The organism is Brevibacillus centrosporus, assembly GCF_046622605.1.
Lineage (GTDB): Bacteria > Bacillota > Bacilli > Brevibacillales > Brevibacillaceae > Brevibacillus > Brevibacillus centrosporus.
This window is the reverse complement of sequence record NZ_CP176856.1, coordinates 5341076-5358774: the sequence shown is the minus strand read 5'-3', so window position 1 is coordinate 5358774 and position 17699 is coordinate 5341076. Positions and strand designations below refer to the sequence as shown.

The 17699-nt window shown below is 51.6% G+C and carries 17 protein-coding genes and 1 tRNA gene; 13 read left to right on the top strand and 5 right to left on the bottom strand.

Annotation, left to right across the window (positions count from 1 at the left end; translation table 11 throughout):
• Window positions 1-62 precede the first annotated feature (62 nt).
• Entirely contained in the window at window positions 63-215 is a 153-nt protein-coding gene (locus ACLIN2_RS26900) for a hypothetical protein (RefSeq protein WP_175530592.1), read from the top strand.
• Between the two features lie 54 nt (window positions 216-269).
• Here the strand turns inward: ACLIN2_RS26900 and ACLIN2_RS26895 are convergent, their stop codons facing one another.
• Complete coding sequence (locus ACLIN2_RS26895) at window positions 270-833, bottom strand: TetR/AcrR family transcriptional regulator (RefSeq protein WP_411502652.1); 564 nt, start codon at window positions 831-833, stop codon at window positions 270-272.
• 235 nt (window positions 834-1068) lie between these two features.
• Here ACLIN2_RS26895 and ACLIN2_RS26890 point away from each other — a divergent pair, with 235 nt between their 5' ends.
• Complete coding sequence (locus ACLIN2_RS26890; protein ID WP_411502651.1) at window positions 1069-2073, top strand: ABC transporter substrate-binding protein; 1005 nt, start codon at window positions 1069-1071, stop codon at window positions 2071-2073.
• A 57-nt stretch (window positions 2074-2130) separates the two neighbouring features.
• Here the strand turns inward: ACLIN2_RS26890 and ACLIN2_RS26885 are convergent.
• A tRNA-Arg gene (locus ACLIN2_RS26885) sits at window positions 2131-2205 on the bottom strand.
• Between the two features lie 171 nt (window positions 2206-2376).
• The gene (locus tag ACLIN2_RS26880; protein ID WP_411502650.1) at window positions 2377-3396 is read right to left on the bottom strand and encodes an ABC transporter substrate-binding protein; all 1020 of its coding nucleotides are present in this window, start codon (window positions 3394-3396) and stop codon (window positions 2377-2379) included.
• 174 nt (window positions 3397-3570) lie between these two features.
• Between ACLIN2_RS26880 and ACLIN2_RS26875 the strand changes: the two genes are divergently transcribed.
• The 11 genes from ACLIN2_RS26875 (at window position 3571) to eno (ending at window position 16065) form a co-directional block, all read left to right on the top strand.
• Window positions 3571-4581 (top strand): FecCD family ABC transporter permease, encoded by a 1011-nt coding sequence (locus ACLIN2_RS26875; RefSeq protein WP_310238154.1) that lies wholly within the window; start codon window positions 3571-3573, stop codon window positions 4579-4581.
• On the top strand, window positions 4574-5614 hold the full coding sequence (locus tag ACLIN2_RS26870; RefSeq protein WP_411502649.1) for a FecCD family ABC transporter permease: 1041 nt from the start codon (window positions 4574-4576) through the stop codon (window positions 5612-5614). Before ACLIN2_RS26875 ends, ACLIN2_RS26870 begins: the two co-directional genes overlap by 8 nt.
• Window positions 5615-5782: 168 nt before the next feature.
• A complete protein-coding gene (rpoN, locus tag ACLIN2_RS26865) occupies window positions 5783-7156 on the top strand; it encodes an RNA polymerase factor sigma-54 (RefSeq protein WP_411502648.1) in 1374 nt (457 codons plus the stop codon).
• A 21-nt stretch (window positions 7157-7177) separates the two neighbouring features.
• Window positions 7178-7432: a glutaredoxin family protein gene (locus tag ACLIN2_RS26860; RefSeq protein WP_122927011.1), complete on the top strand. Its 255-nt coding sequence runs from the start codon at window positions 7178-7180 to the stop codon at window positions 7430-7432.
• Window positions 7433-7614: 182 nt separating this feature from the next.
• Entirely contained in the window at window positions 7615-8634 is a 1020-nt protein-coding gene (locus tag ACLIN2_RS26855) for a sugar-binding transcriptional regulator (protein WP_092275309.1), read from the top strand.
• Between the two features lie 28 nt (window positions 8635-8662).
• Window positions 8663-10024 (top strand): Na+/H+ antiporter NhaC family protein, encoded by a 1362-nt coding sequence (locus tag ACLIN2_RS26850; protein WP_411502647.1) that lies wholly within the window; start codon window positions 8663-8665, stop codon window positions 10022-10024.
• A 19-nt stretch (window positions 10025-10043) separates the two neighbouring features.
• Window positions 10044-11048 (top strand): type I glyceraldehyde-3-phosphate dehydrogenase, encoded by a 1005-nt coding sequence (gene gap, locus ACLIN2_RS26845; RefSeq protein WP_092275302.1) that lies wholly within the window; start codon window positions 10044-10046, stop codon window positions 11046-11048.
• Window positions 11049-11146: 98 nt separating this feature from the next.
• Window positions 11147-12331 (top strand): phosphoglycerate kinase, encoded by a 1185-nt coding sequence (locus ACLIN2_RS26840; RefSeq protein ID WP_411502646.1) that lies wholly within the window; start codon window positions 11147-11149, stop codon window positions 12329-12331.
• 11 nt (window positions 12332-12342) lie between these two features.
• A complete protein-coding gene (gene tpiA, locus ACLIN2_RS26835) occupies window positions 12343-13098 on the top strand; it encodes a triose-phosphate isomerase (protein WP_411502645.1) in 756 nt (251 codons plus the stop codon).
• A 47-nt stretch (window positions 13099-13145) separates the two neighbouring features.
• A complete protein-coding gene (gene gpmI, locus ACLIN2_RS26830) occupies window positions 13146-14687 on the top strand; it encodes a 2,3-bisphosphoglycerate-independent phosphoglycerate mutase (protein WP_411502644.1) in 1542 nt (513 codons plus the stop codon).
• Window positions 14688-14778: 91 nt separating this feature from the next.
• Complete coding sequence (gene eno, locus ACLIN2_RS26825) at window positions 14779-16065, top strand: phosphopyruvate hydratase (RefSeq protein ID WP_122926944.1); 1287 nt, start codon at window positions 14779-14781, stop codon at window positions 16063-16065.
• 81 nt (window positions 16066-16146) lie between these two features.
• Here the strand turns inward: eno and ACLIN2_RS26820 are convergent, their stop codons facing one another.
• Both ACLIN2_RS26820 and ACLIN2_RS26815 read right to left on the bottom strand, forming a co-directional pair.
• Window positions 16147-16653, bottom strand: coding sequence for a hypothetical protein (locus ACLIN2_RS26820; protein WP_411502643.1), 507 nt, complete (start codon window positions 16651-16653; stop codon window positions 16147-16149).
• Between the two features lie 200 nt (window positions 16654-16853).
• Window positions 16854-17681 (bottom strand): ABC transporter ATP-binding protein, encoded by an 828-nt coding sequence (locus ACLIN2_RS26815; RefSeq protein ID WP_411502642.1) that lies wholly within the window; start codon window positions 17679-17681, stop codon window positions 16854-16856.
• Window positions 17682-17699: the final 18 nt, after the last annotated feature.

Below are 17699 nucleotides of genomic sequence, written 5' to 3'. Positions count from 1 at the left end.
ACATCCTGCAGCGTAGAAATCAGGTATAATGAAGAGAAAAAGAAAGACAGGGGGGATTGTGGATGACAACGGGTTTTCTTGTAGTGGTGGTCATTATATTCGTTCTAATTATCGGAAGCACCCTCTGGGTCACGAATAAAGCTTACTCCCGCAAGTCGGAGCGGATCGATCCGTTACCGGGTAAAGAGGGTATTCAGAAGGAATTGGATCAATAGCTTTCACATATAGAAGCCTGCGGCCGCTGCTGCAGGCTTTTTCCATAGCAACTTTTACAGCAAGGCCCGCATCGAGCTAGTCAGCTGGAAGGCGAGTCGTCCGATTTCCTCCGGCGTCTCGCGAAACTCGCGCAAAGTCCACTCTGTTAGCAAGACGTGAAGGGTAGAGGAAAGGGAGCGTTGGGCATAGTAATCCAGTCCTTCCAGAGGAAAAGGCTTCTTTGCCTCAGGGTCAGGCTGGACGAGCTCAGAAATGACATATTCCAGGCTGCGAAAGATGATTTGCCTGATTTTCCGGTCTCGGTTGTTAATGTTGGTTACAAGGGAGATAGGCGCATGCTCCTTCCACATGCGAAACAGCGAGATAAACATATTTTCGTCCAGTACATTGGGTTCATCCACTTTTAGCCAGAACTCCGCATAAAGCTGGCATAAATAGTCAAACAAAATATCGTCTTTATCTTGGTAATTGCGATAAAAGGTCTGTCTCGCCAGACCAGCCTTGCGCGCAATTTCGGTAATGGAGAGCTGGGAATAAGGGGTGCTTTCCATTAACTGGAGCAGTGCTAGGATGATCCATTCTCTTGATTGCTGAGATCGAGTGGGCTGGGTAACCATGGTAGAGTGACAAATCCTTTCGTTTGTCTATTTTCCCTCTGATTTGCGTGAAATCATTTGAAAACGAGAGAAATCTATATTAGTGTTACAATTGTAACATTTGATCTGCTGCATGCGCATCGGGAGAACAGAGAAGGGGGCAGGGATATCGGGAAAGGATGTTCTATTTTTTTTATGTCTTTTTAACTGATAATGATACTCATTTTTAACAAAGGATGCTAGGGGGAAAAGATTCATGTTTACCAGAGCTTTCACAAAAGGAAGAATCACAGCGATGCTGCTCGTCTTATTATCGTTGCTCGTATCCGCGTGCGGGAGTCAGACAACGGCTCCAGCTCCAGCCGCAACACAAGCACCTGCAGCCAAGGAAAGTCCAGCGCCAGCCGCAGAAGAGGCGAGAACGATCACGCATGCCATGGGAGAAACCAAGATTACAGGGACACCACAGCGGATTGTCGTGTTGACCACACAGGGGACGGAGAGCTTGCTCGCATTGGGAATCAAGCCGGTAGGGGCCGTCAAATCGTGGATCGGTGACCCGTGGTACGATCACATCAAGGATCAAATGGGCAAAGTGGAAGTAGTAGGGGATGAAACGCAGCCGAACATGGAGCTGATCGCAAGCCTGAAGCCGGATCTGATCCTCGGTACGAAGGTACGCCAAGAGAAAATCTACACGCAGCTTTCGTCCATCGCTCCAACCGTATTTACCGAAAATCTCGGTGACAGCATGATCGAGAACTTTGAGCTGTACACACAGGCACTGAACAAGGAAGCAGAAGGAAAGGCCGTACTCGACGCTTTCAACAAAACGATCGAGGAAGCGAAAACAAAGCTCGGCGATAAAACAAAAATGCAGGTATCCATGGCTCGCTTCCAGCCTGGCAAAGTACGAGCATACCTCAAAAACAATTTCGCGGGCGTCATTCTGGATAAGATCGGTTTTGCAAGACCGGAAGCACAAAACAAGGATGAGTTCACGCAAGACATTGCGAAAGAGCAGATCAACCTGTTGGATGGGGATGTTTTCTTCTACTTTACTTCCGATCGTGAAGGCGATGACGGAGCGACCAAAACAGCAAAGGAATGGCTCAGCGATCCGCTCGCGCAAAACATGAAGGTGGTTAAGACAGGACGCGCTTACCTGGTGAACGAAGCGATCTGGAACTCTTCGGGAGGCATTCTGGCTGCTGAACTGATGGTAAAAGACGTGGAGAGGATCTTCGGGGAAATCAAATAGACAAGGGGAAGGAAAACAAAAGAAGACTGGAATCATCCAGTCTTCTCATTACTTCAATGGTACGCCTGAAGGGAATCGAACCCCCGCACATGGTTCCGGAGACCATTGCTCTATCCACTGAGCTACAGGCGTATGGTATGGAAAAGTGATACTTACCCATTATAAGACATCTTCTGAGCCAAATGCAAACAAAAAACCTGCTTTTGGTTCAATTTTTTCGTGAGGGTGAACTCATTCAAGGGAAAAGGGAAGGGGCAGCCGCGCCGTGACGTTGCCCCTTTAGTTTTTGCGTTTTACGTGATCTTACTTCGAAAAGTGTGCCACGATCTCATCGAGCAGCAGGTTGGCGGAGAGGATACCACCGCCTGTATTCCAGATGACTTCGTTGACTTGGAAGACTTGATTGTTTTTTACAACGCTCAGGTTTTTCCAAAGAGGATCATTGACCCATTCGTCACGGTAAGTCGCAGCCGCTTTGTCGTCGTAGTCGGAGACCCAGTAGAACAGGACATCGCCATCGGCTTCAGCCATTTGTTCTTTTGCGATGACTTGCATGAATTCATCTTTATCCTGAGAAGCGGGACGTGCAAAGCCGAGCTGGTTGAACAGCACGCCTGCAAACGTGTCTTTCATGTAGAGGCGGACCTTTCCTGGCAAGAAGCGGACGATCGATACCTTCGTCTTTGTCTCTTCACCCAGTTTGGTTTTCGCTTCCTCTACTCTTTGGTCAAAGCTGGCCAGAAGCTTATCACCCTCTGCCTTTTTGTTTACCGTTTCCGCATAAAGCTTGAAGTTGATCTTCCAGCTTCCGGACAGGTCCTCGGCAAACACGGTCGGTGCGATGGAGGAAAGCTGGGAGTAGATTTTTTCCTGACGTACTTTGTTGCCGATGATCAGATCCGGCTTCAGACTGGCGATCAGCTCGATATTGGGCTGGGTTTCCTCGCCAAGATCGGTGACACCTTGCATTTGCTCTTTAATATGGTCATACCAGGGCTCGCCTTGCCAGGACTTGACTGCTCCTACGGGCTTGACGCCGAGACTGAGAAGGGCTTCTGTCCCTTCGTTGGTGAGGATCACAACGCGCTGGGGATCTCCTTTGAGCTCGGTTTCCCCCATCGCATGTTTAATCTTCCTCACTTCCGAGCGGGTATCGCTAGGAGCGGGAGTTGAAGCGGGTGATGCTGTCGCTGGCTGACTATTTGCGGCATTCTGACCGCCTGCAGCATTTTGACTACCTGAGCCGCAGCCTGTGACAAACAGCATCAAAGACAAGCCGAGGGAGCATAAAACCTGAAAGACTGGCTTACGAGGAGTAAGCATGATGGAGGACCTCCTGATAGTGATATTCATTATCGTTTATACAAGTCATACTGTATAATTAAGGAAAAGGGATGTCAACGATTTTTTGATAACAATAATCAATCTCATTGACGAGCTGGAAATAGACAGCTTACAATGAGAGGAAATTGCCTGGGAAGAAAGTAGGGAACAGCCGTGAAATTTCTTTTGCACAGCCGCGTTCAAAAGTCGGTTGTTCTAGTTGTAGGAATCGTCTTGCTGGGTTTAGCGATGGTTGCCAGTGTCCTGTACGGTATCCAAAACTTTCGCATTGCGACTGCGATTGAAGCGTATACCAGCTTTACCGGGAGCAATGAGCAGCTCATCATTTTGCATACAAGGGTTCCAAGAGCGATCGCAGCAGCCTTTGTAGGAGGGAGCTTGGCATTGGCAGGAGTCCTTTTGCAGGCTTTGACCCGCAATCCACTCGCTTCTCCTTCTGTTTTTGGGATCAACTCGGGAGCGGCCCTGCTGATTGTCGTTGCCTTGTTTGTGTTCGGAGGTGTGTTTACCTTTACGCAGATGATGTGGGTCGGATTTTTAGGTGCAGCCTTGACTGCCTTGATCGTCTACATACTTGGTTCTGCAGGTAGAGGAGGGATGTCCCCCGTAAAGGTGACACTCTCTGGCGCGGCAGTCGCTGCGTTTGCGTCTTCTTTGACCTCGCTGTTTATGCTCATTGACGATAAGACGATGGAAGAAGCACTCTACTGGCTGGTAGGTTCCGTGTCAGGCAGAGATTTGCGCCACGCCCAGATGATTATTCCGTATCTTGTGACTGGATGGATCCTTTCCATTTTTCTGGCTGGCTCTTTAAATCTGATGGCCCTCGGCGATGATGTCGCGAAGAGCCTCGGACAAAAAATTGTCTGGGTGAAAGCTTGTATCGTGATCGTCGTCGTCCTTCTCGCAGGGGGGGCGGTTGCGCTCACGGGTCCCATCGGCTTTGTCGGGATCGTAATTCCGCATATCTGCCGCTATCTGGTCGGGATAGACCATCGCTGGGTGATTCCTTACAGTGTGGTCATGGGAGGCATGTTTCTCGTCTTGGCGGATCTGGTATCCCGTTTTCTGCTGATGCCGGAGGAAGTACCAGTAGGAGTGGCTACGGCTGTCATCGGCGTGCCGTTTGTCATCGCCATCGTTAGGAGGAGGGCGCATGAATAAATTTGCGGTCGTTCGCAGTCAAAAGCCTTTGCTTTCGTTTCAGATTCACGTTCGTTCTTTTGTGATTATCGGCATGCTCATTAGCCTGCTTGCTGTGGCGATTGTGGCAAGTATCGGGCTGGGGAGCATTCGCATCCCAGTGTCGGAAGTACTGAAATCGCTAGTCGGGATGGGGGACAGCACCTTCCAGCTGGTCGTCGTGAATTTGCGTCTGCCTCGCATTCTGGTATCGGTCATGGTCGGTGCCGCGCTGGCTGTTTCTGGAGCCATTTTGCAGGCGCTCGTCCGCAATCCTCTGGCTTCACCTGACTTGATCGGGACGACAAATGGAGCAACTGCTGCTGCGGTTGCGTTTATCGCTTTTTCCAATGGGACTTACAGCATTCATTGGCTGCCCCTGGTAGCTTTGATCGGCGGCTTTTTCGCAGCTTCGCTGACTTATGTGACAGCTTGGAAGCGGGGGCTGTCGCCGTTTCGCTTTGCCTTGATCGGTGTCTCCATTTCGGCGGCAATGGGAGCGTTGTCCGTTTACTTTATGATCTCAGGTCCGCTGTATCTGACTTCCCAAGCGCTTGGCTGGATGTCGGGAACGGTTTATGGAACCTCGTGGGATCATGTTTTCACCCTTCTGCCATGGGTATTCGGCTTTTTGCTGGTGACGATCATCCAGTCGCGTACGCTTAATGTACAGGAGCTGGGAGATGATATTGCCAAAAGCGTAGGGGTGCAGGTAGAAAGGAAGCGTTTGATCCTCATCGCGGTAAGTGTGGCCCTGGCAGCTGCTGCCGTAGGGATTGCCGGAGGAATCGGCTTCGTGGGCCTGATGGCACCTCATATGGCACGCAAGCTGGTAGGCTCGTCCTACGGTGCCCTGCTGCCGACCTCTGCGCTATTGGGTGGACTCTTTGTCCTGTTGGCGGACTTGGCAGCGCGGACGCTCTTTGTGCCTTTGGATGTGCCCGCTGGTGTTTTTACGGCTGCTGTGGGTGCCCCTTTCTTTATGTACTTGTTATATAGAAGCAAAAGAGAATAAACGCAAATCCTCCAGAAAAGTGGCCTTGATCGATGGGCCACTTTTTTCCGCTAGGTATTCATTTATTGGCAGGAAAATTGCAAGGGAGAACGAATATAATGACAATAGAGACGAGAGACGAAAAGCAGCTAGAGGAAGTGCCGGAAAGAGGAAAGGGGCGATTTCTTCATGAACATGGGACTGGGATTGTTTCAAGAACAGACGCTGAAGCTAGTGATGACGCCGGAGCTGCGTCAGGCGATTACCATATTGCAGTATTCTGCCGTCGATCTGATTTCCTATTTGCAGGAGCAGGCCATCGAAAATCCAGTCTTCGATCTGGAAGCACCGCGAGAAGTGGCCTCAGCCAAGGCGGAAAAGCCGACGCCGGAAATTGACTGGAAGGAAATCGTAGGGAATCGGGCGTCAGGCGAGTACACTGCAACCAAAAATGAAAGCACTTACAATCCGCTTGATTTTGTCCAGCAAGGCTCGGATAGCCTGTATGAGCACCTGGAACGCCAGCTCGGGTATGTAAAAGGCTTTACTCCGCTGCAAAAGAAAATGGCTTTGTTCTTGATCGGAAATCTGGATGAAAAGGGATACTTGGAGGTCACGCTCGAGGAAGCGAGCGCCAAGCTGGGAGCGGATCTTTTGGAGATCGAAGACGTGCTGTCGATCCTGCAGCACTTTGATCCGGTTGGAGTCGCGGCGCGAAGCTTGGAGGAATGCTTGCTGCTGCAGCTGGAACACCTGGCCCTCGATGATGAAAAGATCGTCCAGGTGGTGAAGTTCCACTTGCAGGATTTGGCGGATAATCGCTACCAGCGCATTGCCGATAAGGTCGGGTGCACCCCTTTGGACGTGCAGGCAATGGCGGATCTGGTGCGAACATTGAATCCGCGTCCGGGTGCAGCGTACTCTCATGCCGATACACGCTATGTGATCCCGGATGTAGCCGTCGAAAAGGTAGGAAACGAGTATGTGGTACTGGTCAATGACATTGCGACACCTCGCCTGAAAATCAACAGCTTTTATGAAAAAATGCTGAATCAGCAAAAGAGCCAGGAGGAAGCCAAGCAATTCATTCACGAAAAGCTGAATGCGGCGATGTGGCTGGCGAAAAGCTTGGAGCAGCGCAGGCTGACACTCATGCGCGTGACCCAGGCGATCGTGGAAATGCAGCAGGACTTTTTTGATCGCGGGATCGATTTCTTAAAGCCGATGACGCAAAAGGAAATCGCGGAAAGGGTCAATCTGCACGAGTCGACCATCAGCCGGGCGACGAGCAATAAATACGTGCAAACGCCAAGGGGAATATTTGAACTGAAGTACTTCTTTACCTCTGCGCTCTCTACTTCGAGCGGGGAAGCGACCTCATCAGAGAGTGTGAAGCGGAGAATCAAGGCCTTGATCGAGCAGGAAGACCGGAAGGCACCGCTGTCCGATCAAAAGCTGGGAGAAATGCTGCAGACAGAGGGAATCGAGATTTCTCGCCGAACGGTTGCCAAATACCGGGAAGAAATGATGATTCCGTCGTCCGCAAAAAGAAAGAGGTTTTAACGTTTGGTACAAGAACGAGTGATGGACATAGTCCTCTATGGAAGAAACAGATGCCACCTGTGCGACGAGGTGGAGCTCTTGATCCGCACCTTGGCAAAGGAGTTCCCGCTTCGTCTGCAGGTGGTTGATATTGAGAGTGATCCAGTGCTGCACGAAGAGATGATGCTGGTCATTCCTGTAGTGGCGATCGACGGGGAGATTGTTTTCCGTTCCGTGACGCATGTCGTGACATTTCAGGAGCTGCATCAGGAACTGACGCGCAGGACCAGCAAGTAAAAGGTCTCCCCACGTTAAGTGGGCTTGGGGAGGTCTTGCAAGTTTTTAGGAGATGTGCTACATTCGTGTTGTAGCGAGATTTCTTTTTTTTTTGCTCCATGTGGGACATAAAATGTATATAGAGGGACAAAAAATGTCCCGTAATATGAATAGCCCATCCACACACACAAGGAAGAAGGTTTATGCGCCGATTACTTGAGTTGCAACAAAAGCTTTTGCCCGACCTGATTCCCATCTTGCGCGACCGATACATGCTGCTGCGTTCGATCTATCACCTGCAGCCGATTGGCAGAAGGGGCCTGGCTCAGGAAATGGGTACGACCGAGCGGATCCTGCGAGCAGAAGTGGATCTTTTAAAAGAAACAGGACTGCTCCACGTGACCGCAGCGGGTATGAGTCTCAGTGAAGAAGGCATGCAGGTGTTGGATGAGATGGAGCCGATGGTAGGCGAATTGTTCGGTCTGACAGATCTTGCTGAAGGCTTGCAGCGAAAGCTGGGGATCGCGGAAGTCATCGTCGTCTCAGGCAATGCCGATCAGTCGCCCTGGGTGAAGGAAGAGCTGGGACGCGTGGGAGCTCGCGTACTCAAGCAGGTCATTTCTGAGGGAGATATCGTCGCAGTTACAGGTGGTTCCTCCATAGCCAGTGTAGCGAAGCATTTATCGCCATCCGCTGCTTTCCGCTCCGTCCAGTTTGTACCGGCTCGCGGTGGCCTGGGGGAGCGAGTAGAGCTGCAGGCGAATACGCTTGCCTCTGCGATGGCGGCAAAGACGGGGGCTTCCTACCGACTGCTTCACGTGCCTGACCGACTCCATCCAGAAGCGCTGCAGACACTGCTCAAGGAGCCGCAGGTACAAGACGTCCTTTCGCTCCTGGGAGAGGCGCGCATCGTCTTGCATGGGATCGGTGACGCGATGACGATGGCGAAACGGAGGAACTACTCCGAAGATGAGCTACATGAGCTGGAGGCTGCTGGAGCGGTTTCAGAGGCGTTTGGGTATTACTTTGATGAGGCGGGAGTGACGGTCCAGCGCATGCCGACCATCGGATTGCAGCTGGAGGAGGTTCACGAAGCGGAGAAAGTGCTATCCATTGCGGGTGGCGAAAGCAAGGCAAAAGCGATTCTTTCCTTTGCCAAACAGTCATGTCAGAATGTACTTATCACAGATGAAGGGGCTGCGAGGTCTCTGTTGTCTACATGACTGTATAAAAGGAAGGAAGTTGATTGAAATGCCTATGGCAGCGATGCTCCCGATTTTCTCGCTGATCGCAGGTATCGTGCTCAGCTTGACGATTGGTTTTCCGCTCGCGCTGGGGATTGTTTTCGCGATCTTGGTCACACTGGTTAGTGTAGTGAAGCTTGGCTATTCATGGAAAGCACAATTTGCCTTTGGATGGGAAGGCGTCAAACAGACAAAGCCTGTTCTGATGATCCTGTTTCTGGTCGGGCTGCTGATTCCGCTGTTGATGATGGGAGGTACGATTCCCGCAATCATCTACTACGGGCTTTCCATCGTCAATGTTGACTACCTGCTGGTCCTAGCTTTTCTCATGACTGCGGCCGTGAGCTATTTGCTCGGGACGTCTGTGGGAACACTGAGTACCGTCGGCTTATCGCTCATGGGGATCGCGCATGCTGCTGACATTTCACAGGGGATGGTCGCAGGCGCATTAATCTCTGGAGCGATGGTTGGTGAGCGTTTCTCGCCCATCTCCAGCAGCCGCTTGCTGGTATTGTCCAACGTAGGAATGACAGAAGAGCAGGATAGACAGACGCGACGCCCTGCATGGCTGACCGTAGGTATTTGTGTGGTACTGTACCTGGTGCTCGATCTGTTTCGGTCACAGGCTGGCTCGAGCAATACCATTCAGATGTACCAGGAGCTTCTCCTGCGTCATTATTCCATCAGCTGGCTGCTCATGCTGCCGCTGATTGTGCTGATTGCTTCCTTTGCCTTTCGAGTAAAAGCGATAGTCGCCCTGCTTTACGGAATTGTTGCCAGTGCCATTATGGTGTTTGTGACGGCGACTCCTGACGCTAAGACGTTTGCAGGCTCCATGCTTTACGGCTACGAGCTGCACTCAGGCACGTCACTCGATGAGCTGGTACATGGTGGCGGCATGATGTCGATCATCAGCGTACTGATCCTAATCATTCTCGCAGGATTTTTGAACGGAATTTTGAACAGGGCCAATCTCTTGACCCCCATTGTCGATAAGATGATGGGATCGACGAAAAAGAGCACGGTTCTGGTAGCGAAGGCAGCAGCCTTATCGCTGTTGGTCGTCATCATTAGCTGTAATCAGACGATCCCGATCCTCGTGCTCGGATCTACATTACTTCACCGCTTCTCGCAGTGGAACGACGGACGAGTGTTTTTAGGGAAAACGATGATGGACACGACGCTAGTTATGCCTGTTCTGATTCCTTGGAATGGGCTGGCGATGGTGATTTCAATCGCCTTGGGTGTATCTACGGTAGAAACGCTGCCGTACCTGTTCTTTTCCTTGCTGTTGCCGATTGTAACGATTGTTGCCTCCCGAAATTTCAACACGGAGGGGGGCTCAATAGCCAATAAAAAAGCGATATAACTAGTGGGAGGTATTCCTTATGGTAAAGGTTGGTATTAACGGTTTTGGACGCATTGGTCGCAACGTGTTTCGTGCAGCGCTGAACAATCCAGATGTGGAAATCGTGGCAGTCAATGACCTGACTGATGCACAGACATTGGCACATCTGCTCAAATACGATACGGTTCATGGCGTGCTTGATCTGGATGTAGAAGCAGGCGAAAACTCGCTGATCGTAGGCGGAAAAGAAATCAAGGTTCTCGCTGAACGTGATCCAGCTCAGCTCAAATGGGCGAACTACGGCGTAGAGATCGTGGTAGAATCCACAGGTCGTTTCACCAAACGCGAAGATGCAGCGAAGCACCTGGAAGGCGGAGCGAAAAAAGTCATCATTTCCGCACCTGCTACCAATGAAGACATCACAGTGGTTATGGGCGTAAACGAAGACAAATACGATCCAGCACAGCACACCGTGATTTCCAACGCATCCTGCACTACGAACTGCCTGGCACCTTTTGCGAAAGTCCTGAACGACAAATTCGGTATCGTGCGCGGCTTGATGACAACCGTCCACTCCTATACCAACGACCAGCAAATTCTCGACCTGCCGCACAAAGATCTGCGCCGTGCGCGTGCAGCAGCAGAGAATATCATCCCTACCTCCACAGGAGCAGCAAAAGCAGTGGCACTCGTACTGCCTGAGCTAAAAGGCAAGCTGAACGGCTTCGCAATGCGCGTACCAACTCCTAACGTATCTGTCGTGGATCTGGTAGCTGAACTGAAAGCAGATGTGACGGTTGATGAACTGAACCAGGCGTTGAAGGAAGCAGCAGAGGGACCACTCAAAGGCATCCTTGGCTATTCCGAAGCACCGCTCGTATCCTCCGACTACAATGGGAACCCAGCATCCTCGACAATCGATGCCTTGTCGACTATGGTCCTAGAAGGAAACATGGTCAAAGTAGTATCTTGGTACGATAATGAATGGGGTTACTCAAATCGTGTTGTAGACTTGTGTCATTTTGTTGCGCAGCGCGGCTTCTAACAGATAAAATAAAGCTGTTGTGGAAAAAAGGGAGAGCAATCTCCCTTTTCCCATATCTGTTTTACGAATAAAAAGCCAATGATTTGGGAGGATCGTTCATGAACAAGAAATCTATCCGCGATGTTGAACTGGCAGGCAAGCGTGTATTCTGCCGCGTCGACTTCAACGTGCCAATGCAGGACGGGATTATCACCGATGATACACGCATCCGTGCTGCCGTGCCGACCATTCAATTCCTGGTGGAAGCAGGGGCAAAAGTAATCCTGGCAAGCCATTTTGGCCGTCCTAAAGGGCAAGTAGTGGAAGAGATGCGTCTGACCCCGGTCGCTGCCCATCTGTCTACTCTTTTAGGGAAAGACGTAAAGAAGCTGGATGACTCCATCGGAGCAGAAGTGGAAGCAGCTGTTCAGCAAATGGAAGCAGGAGACGTCATTCTGTTGGAAAACGTACGCTTCCACGCAGGGGAAGAAAAGAACGATCCGGACATTGCAAAAAGCTTTGCAGCGCTTGCTGATCTGTTTGTAAACGACGCGTTTGGTACCGCACACCGCGCCCATGCTTCTACAGCAGGGATCGCTAATTACATACCGGCTGTAGCAGGCCTATTGATGGAAAAGGAAATCCGCTTTATGGGTGGAGCTCTTTCTCGTCCAGAGCGTCCGTTTACGGCGATTGTCGGCGGAGCAAAGGTGAAAGATAAAATTGCTGTCATCGAAAATCTGTTGACCAAGGTCGATCATTTGATTATCGGCGGCGGCATGGCGAATACGTTTTTGAAAGCACAGGGCTATGGAATCGGTGCTTCTTTGTGTGAAGACGATAAGCTGGATCTGGCACGTACGCTGATGGCACAGGCAAAAGAACGCAATGTGTCTTTGCTCATGCCAGTAGATGTGGTTGTCGCTGACCGTTTTGCAGCCGATGCGGAGAAGCAGACGGTGAGTATCGATGCGATTCCAGATGGGTGGATGGCACTCGACATCGGCCCGAAAACCGTAGAGCAGTACCACAAAGTGATTGTGGACTCGAAAACGGTCGTATGGAATGGACCGATGGGCGTGTTTGAAATGGACGCATTTGCCCAAGGTACGATCGGTGTAGCGAAGGCGATGTCGGAATGCTCGGGTACGACTATCATCGGTGGCGGGGACTCGGTAGCCGCTGTTGAAAAAGCAGGCGTAGCGGAACAAATGACACATATTTCTACGGGCGGCGGAGCTTCCCTGGAATTCATGGAAGGAAAAGAACTGCCAGGAGTTGCGGTGCTCGCCGATCACGAATAGGGGGAGTTTTCTTGAGAACACCAATTATCGCGGGGAACTGGAAGATGTTCAAAACGATCGCGGAAGCTACTGCCTTTGCGCAGGAAGCCAAAGCGGGGACAACAAAGGCTGGCGTCGAAAAAGTCGTTTGCGCTCCTTTTACAGCGCTTCCGGCATTGGGCCAGATTTTCGCAGGTACGGATATTGCGCTGGGTGCACAAAACATGCACTTTGAAGAGCAGGGAGCCTATACCGGAGAGATCAGCCCGGGCATGCTAAAGGAAATTGGCGTGAAATATGTCATCCTCGGCCATTCGGAGCGCCGCCAGTATTTTCAAGAAACGGATGAGACCGTGAATAAAAAGGTGCATGCTGCCCTGAAGCATGATTTGGTGCCAATCGTATGCGTAGGCGAGAGTCTGGAGCAGCGGGAAGCGGGCGAGACAGCGAACGTCGTGCGTACGCAGACAGAGGGAGCGTTGGCTGGACTTACGGCTGCACAGCTTGCGAATGTCGTGATCGCGTACGAGCCGATCTGGGCGATTGGGACAGGCAAATCTTCTACAGCTGAGGATGCCAACGAAACGATCGCGATCATTCGCCAGACGATTGCCGAGCGCTTTGGGCAGGAAACAGCGGAGCAAATTCGCATTCAGTACGGCGGCAGTGTGAAACCGGAGAATATCGCCAGCTACATGGCTCAGCCGGATATCGACGGAGCGTTGGTCGGTGGAGCGAGCCTGGTTGCAGAAAGTTATTTGCAGCTCGTAAACGAAGCTTGCTTGTAAACGGAGCTTGCTCGTAAACGGAGCTCAGCAATAGGAGGAGAAACGAGATGGCAAACCGGCCGAAACCGGTTGCGCTGCTGATTGTAGATGGCTTTGCCCTGCGTGATGAGACGTACGGCAACGCAGTAGCGCAAGCGAAGAAACCGAATTTTGACCGTTATTGGAATCACTATCCCCATGCCACCCTGGAAGCGAGCGGGCTCGCAGTTGGGCTGCCAGAAGGTCAGATGGGTAACTCGGAAGTGGGTCACCTCAACATCGGAGCAGGGCGTGTCGTGTATCAGGACCTGACTCGTATCACCAAGTCCATCCGCGAAGGCGAGTTTTTTGAAAACGAAACCTTGCTGGATGCGTTCCGCCATGTAAAAGAGAACAATAAGCAGCTGCACCTGTTTGGCCTCTTGTCCGACGGGGGCGTACACAGCCATATTGCCCACTTGTTTGCGATCCTCGAAATGGCGAAGAAACAAAACTTCGAGAAAGTGTATATCCATGGCTTCCTCGACGGCCGTGACGTATCCCCTGACAGCGCCGTGGGATACATCGAAGATTTGCAAGCCAAGATTGCAGAAATCGGTGTAGGAAAAATTGCAACCGTACAAGGACGATACTACGCGATGGACCGCGACAAGCGCTGGGAACGGATCGAAAAGGCGTACCGTGCGATGGTGTACGCGGATGCACCGCATTATCAGGATCCGATCAAAGCCGTAAAGGAATCGTACGAGAAGTCTATTATGGATGAATTCGTCATGCCAACCGCGATTGTGGATGAGCAGGGAGCGCCAGTCGCTACGATTCAAGACGGGGATGCCATCATCTTCTACAACTTCCGTCCAGACCGTGCGATTCAAATCTCGCAGGCTTTCACGAACGAGGATTTCCGCGGTTTTGACCGGGGAGAAAAGCGCCCGCGCAATCTTTACTTCGTTTGCCTGACGCACTTTTCCGAGTCAGTCGATGGATATGTAGCCTACAAGCCGTCCAATTTGGACAACACGCTCGGCGAGGTACTTTCCCAGCAAGGACTGAAGCAGCTGCGCATTGCAGAAACGGAAAAGTACCCGCACGTAACGTTCTTCTTTAGCGGAGGACGTGAGCAGGAATTCCCGGGAGAGACCCGTATTCTCATCCCGTCTCCGAAAGTGGCGACCTACGATTTGCAGCCGGAAATGAGTGCGATTGAGCTGACAGATGCAGTAGTTGCCGAGATCGACGCAGACAATTTTGACGCGATCATCCTCAACTTCGCCAACTGCGACATGGTGGGACACTCCGGCCTCATGGAGCCGACCATCAAGGCGGTAGAAACGGTAGATGCTTGCCTGGGACGTGTCGTAGAAGCGATTACGGCAAAGGGCGGAGTGGCAGTCATCACAGCAGATCATGGAAACGCTGACCTGATGCTGGACCCAGCTGGACGCCCGATTACTTCTCACAGCACATACCCTGTACCGGTCATTGTGACCAAAGAAGGTGTGACGCTGCGCGATGACGGTATTTTGGCTGATTTGTCGCCAACCTTGCTGGCTCTTCTCGGTATTCCACAACCTACAGAAATGTCAGGCAAATCGTTACTTGCAAAATAGCTCGCTCTGGCACAAACTGAAGTGGTGCCGAATGCAAGTCTATAAATAATGGTGGGGAGACCCGCTCGAAAACAAAGGAGATGGATGAGTAATGGCGATGATTACAGACATTTACGCACGCGAGATTATGGATTCCCGCGGTAACCCAACTGTGGAAGTCGAAGTGTATCTGGAAGACGGTTCGATGGGCCGCGCTGCTGTTCCGTCGGGCGCTTCTACGGGTGCTTATGAAGCGGTTGAACTGCGTGATGGCGACAAATCCCGCTACCTGGGTAAAGGCGTGCTGAAAGCTGTAGAGAACGTAAACGAAATCATCGCACCTGAGCTGATCGGTATGGACGCGCTGGATCAAGTAGGCGTAGACATGGCGATGCTGCAGCTCGATGGTACTCACAACAAAGGCAAGCTGGGTGCAAATGCGATCCTGGGCGTGTCCATGGCAGTAGCTCGTGCAGCAGCAGATTCCTTGGGTCTGCCACTGTACAACTACCTGGGCGGCTTCAACGCAAGAACACTGCCAGTACCTATGATGAACATCCTGAACGGTGGTAAGCACGCAGACAACACCGTTGATATTCAAGAATTCATGGTTATGCCTGTCGGGGCAGAATCCTTTAAAGAAGCACTGCGCACAGGCGCGGAAATTTTCCACTCCCTGAAAAAAGTGCTGTCCGAAAAAGGTTTGAGCACAGCAGTAGGGGATGAAGGCGGCTTCGCACCGAACCTGAAATCCAACGAAGAAGCGATCACAACCATTTTGGCTGCGATCCAGGCTGCTGGCTACGAGCCAGGTAAAGATGTGTTCCTCGCGCTCGACGTAGCGGCTACTGAAATGTACAAAGATGGCAAATACCACTTCGAAGGCGAAGGCGTTGTGAAAACAACGGAAGAAATGATCGCGTTCTACGAAGATCTGGTAAGCAAATACCCAATCATCTCGATCGAAGACGGTTTGTCCGAAGACGACTGGGATGGCTGGAAAGCGCTGACTGACAAGCTGGGCAGCAAAGTGCAGCTCGTTGGGGACGACCTGTTCGTAACAAACACGGAGCGTCTGGCACGTGGTATCGAAACCGCGACAGGAAACTCTATCCTGGTGAAAGTAAACCAAATCGGTACGCTGACAGAGACCTTCGAAGCGATCGAAATGGCGAAGCGCGCAGGCTACACAGCGGTTATTTCCCACCGCTCCGGTGAAACCGAAGACTCCACCATCTCTGATATCGCTGTAGCGACAAATGCTGGGCAAATCAAGACAGGTGCACCTTCCCGTACAGACCGTGTAGCGAAGTACAACCAATTGCTCCGTATCGAGGACGAGTTGGGCGATACTTCCCGCTTTGGCGGCCGTGCTGCTTTCTACAACCTGAAGAAGTAGTATCGAATCGCATAGGAAGATAAGGGCTGTTTCCACCTGTAAAAGGTGTGGGAGCAGCCCTTTTTTACGTTGCTTATCGAGCTATCGCCGAGGCGGGCATGGTTTGGCTTGGATCTCGATCTGTGCTATCGCCTCTTCGATGAGTTCTGTACAGACAACCAGCTCGTCTAGCAAGAGCAGGGTGGTCGTGAAATCAAACAGCAGCTCACTGTCCGCAAAAACAAAAATCGAGGCACAAAGCTCGAGCACAGTGCGAACGACGCCTGCTGGAACGCCGTGACCATTTACAGGTAGTACCGTCCGGCGAATCGGTGGAAGCACTCGTATAGACAGAGCTTTGGCACGGTCGGCGGAGAAGGGATCCAAACAGCTTACGTAGATGTCACGCCCGGAGCAGACGGCCTTTTGCAGAATGCAAGTGTATTTTTTCGGTACGGCTATCTGGTATCGCTGCCAGCAGCTGGAGAGTATCCAGTCGTACACTTTAGGCGCACGTATACATATTTCCTGTAAGGAGCCTTGGAAGTCAGGAGGGGACGTCGGCGTCGGATTTTGTTGGTTTCCTTTGATAGACTTTGTTGGCTTCATTACGCACACTCCCTTCCGCTGGCAGAAAACCGATGATACTTCATTGTATGGAGATGGGGCGGAGTGTGCCTATATCTCTTTCGCCTGTGCATGCAAAAAGCAAAAAAAAAACTGACCCGCACGGATAGGGTCAGTTTTTGCTTTGTACAGGAAGACAACGAAGGCTCCGCGAAAAGGCTTGGCGGAACCAAGTTTTCTAATCAGGAAAGCAGCGCAGTTTTTTTCTCCAGCACGGCGGCAGCCAGTCGGCTTTTGCTGTACGGAATGCACATCGGCGTGCCATACAGAGGATCGAGTGTGATCTGGCAATCCATATCGAATACGGTACGCACGAGGTCAGTTGTCAGTACGTCATCAGGCGAGCCTTCTGCCACGACTGTGGTATTGTGGACCGCGACGATGTGGTGAGCGTAGCGGCAAGCCAGATTCAGATCATGCAAGACCATCACGATGGTACGCTGCTCGGTCTCGTTCAACTCAAACAGCAGGTCCAGAATCTCGATTTGGTGAGACATATCGAGATAGGTAGTCGGCTCATCCAGCAGGATGGTTTCCGTTCCTTGCGCCAGCGTCATCGCGATCCAAGCGCGTTGGCGTTGACCGCCGGAGAGAGAGTCGACCGGGCGATTGGCGAGGGCAGTCAGCTGCGTCGCTTCCAGCGCTCGATTCACCATTTTCTCATCTTCCTCGGACCATTGCTGAAGCCAGTTTTGGTAAGGATAGCGTCCTTGCTTCACCAGCTGGAGAACAGTCAAACCTTCCGGAGCGGTAGGACCTTGGGGCAGGATAGCCAGTCGTTTCGCAACTTCCTTGGTCGAGCGCTTGGCGATGGATTCCCCTTCGAGCAGGATGGCTCCTTCCTTTGGCTTGAGCAGGCGAGCCAGGGAACGAAGCAGAGTAGACTTCCCGCTTCCGTTACTCCCGATAAAGACGGTGATTTTTCCACGGGGGATATTCAAATCCAGTGTCTCAATGATGTTGCGATCTCCATAGGACAAAGTGAGCTGACGGGTTTCCAGAGCTTGCATAATCATTCGTCTCCTTCC

What these genes read in the sequence shown, in the direction of transcription:
- ACLIN2_RS26890 (WP_411502651.1), top strand. Translation starts at nt 1,069, where the DNA reads ATGTTTACCAGAGCTTTCACAAAAGGAAGAATCACAGCGATGCTGCTC.
- gpmI (WP_411502644.1), top strand. Translation starts at nt 13,146, where the DNA reads ATGGCAAACCGGCCGAAACCGGTTGCGCTGCTGATTGTAGATGGCTTT.
- ACLIN2_RS26840 (WP_411502646.1), top strand. Translation starts at nt 11,147, where the DNA reads ATGAACAAGAAATCTATCCGCGATGTTGAACTGGCAGGCAAGCGTGTA.
- ACLIN2_RS26850 (WP_411502647.1), top strand. Translation starts at nt 8,663, where the DNA reads ATGCCTATGGCAGCGATGCTCCCGATTTTCTCGCTGATCGCAGGTATC.
- rpoN (WP_411502648.1), top strand. Translation starts at nt 5,783, where the DNA reads ATGAACATGGGACTGGGATTGTTTCAAGAACAGACGCTGAAGCTAGTG.
- ACLIN2_RS26820 (WP_411502643.1), bottom strand. Translation starts at nt 16,653, where the DNA reads ATGAAGCCAACAAAGTCTATCAAAGGAAACCAACAAAATCCGACGCCG.
- ACLIN2_RS26895 (WP_411502652.1), bottom strand. Translation starts at nt 833, where the DNA reads ATGGTTACCCAGCCCACTCGATCTCAGCAATCAAGAGAATGGATCATC.
- ACLIN2_RS26815 (WP_411502642.1), bottom strand. Translation starts at nt 17,681, where the DNA reads ATGCAAGCTCTGGAAACCCGTCAGCTCACTTTGTCCTATGGAGATCGC.
- ACLIN2_RS26855 (WP_092275309.1), top strand. Translation starts at nt 7,615, where the DNA reads ATGCGCCGATTACTTGAGTTGCAACAAAAGCTTTTGCCCGACCTGATT.
- eno (WP_122926944.1), top strand. Translation starts at nt 14,779, where the DNA reads ATGGCGATGATTACAGACATTTACGCACGCGAGATTATGGATTCCCGC.
- ACLIN2_RS26860 (WP_122927011.1), top strand. Translation starts at nt 7,178, where the DNA reads ATGGACATAGTCCTCTATGGAAGAAACAGATGCCACCTGTGCGACGAG.
- ACLIN2_RS26880 (WP_411502650.1), bottom strand. Translation starts at nt 3,396, where the DNA reads ATGCTTACTCCTCGTAAGCCAGTCTTTCAGGTTTTATGCTCCCTCGGC.
- ACLIN2_RS26900 (WP_175530592.1), top strand. Translation starts at nt 63, where the DNA reads ATGACAACGGGTTTTCTTGTAGTGGTGGTCATTATATTCGTTCTAATT.
- gap (WP_092275302.1), top strand. Translation starts at nt 10,044, where the DNA reads ATGGTAAAGGTTGGTATTAACGGTTTTGGACGCATTGGTCGCAACGTG.
- ACLIN2_RS26870 (WP_411502649.1), top strand. Translation starts at nt 4,574, where the DNA reads ATGAATAAATTTGCGGTCGTTCGCAGTCAAAAGCCTTTGCTTTCGTTT.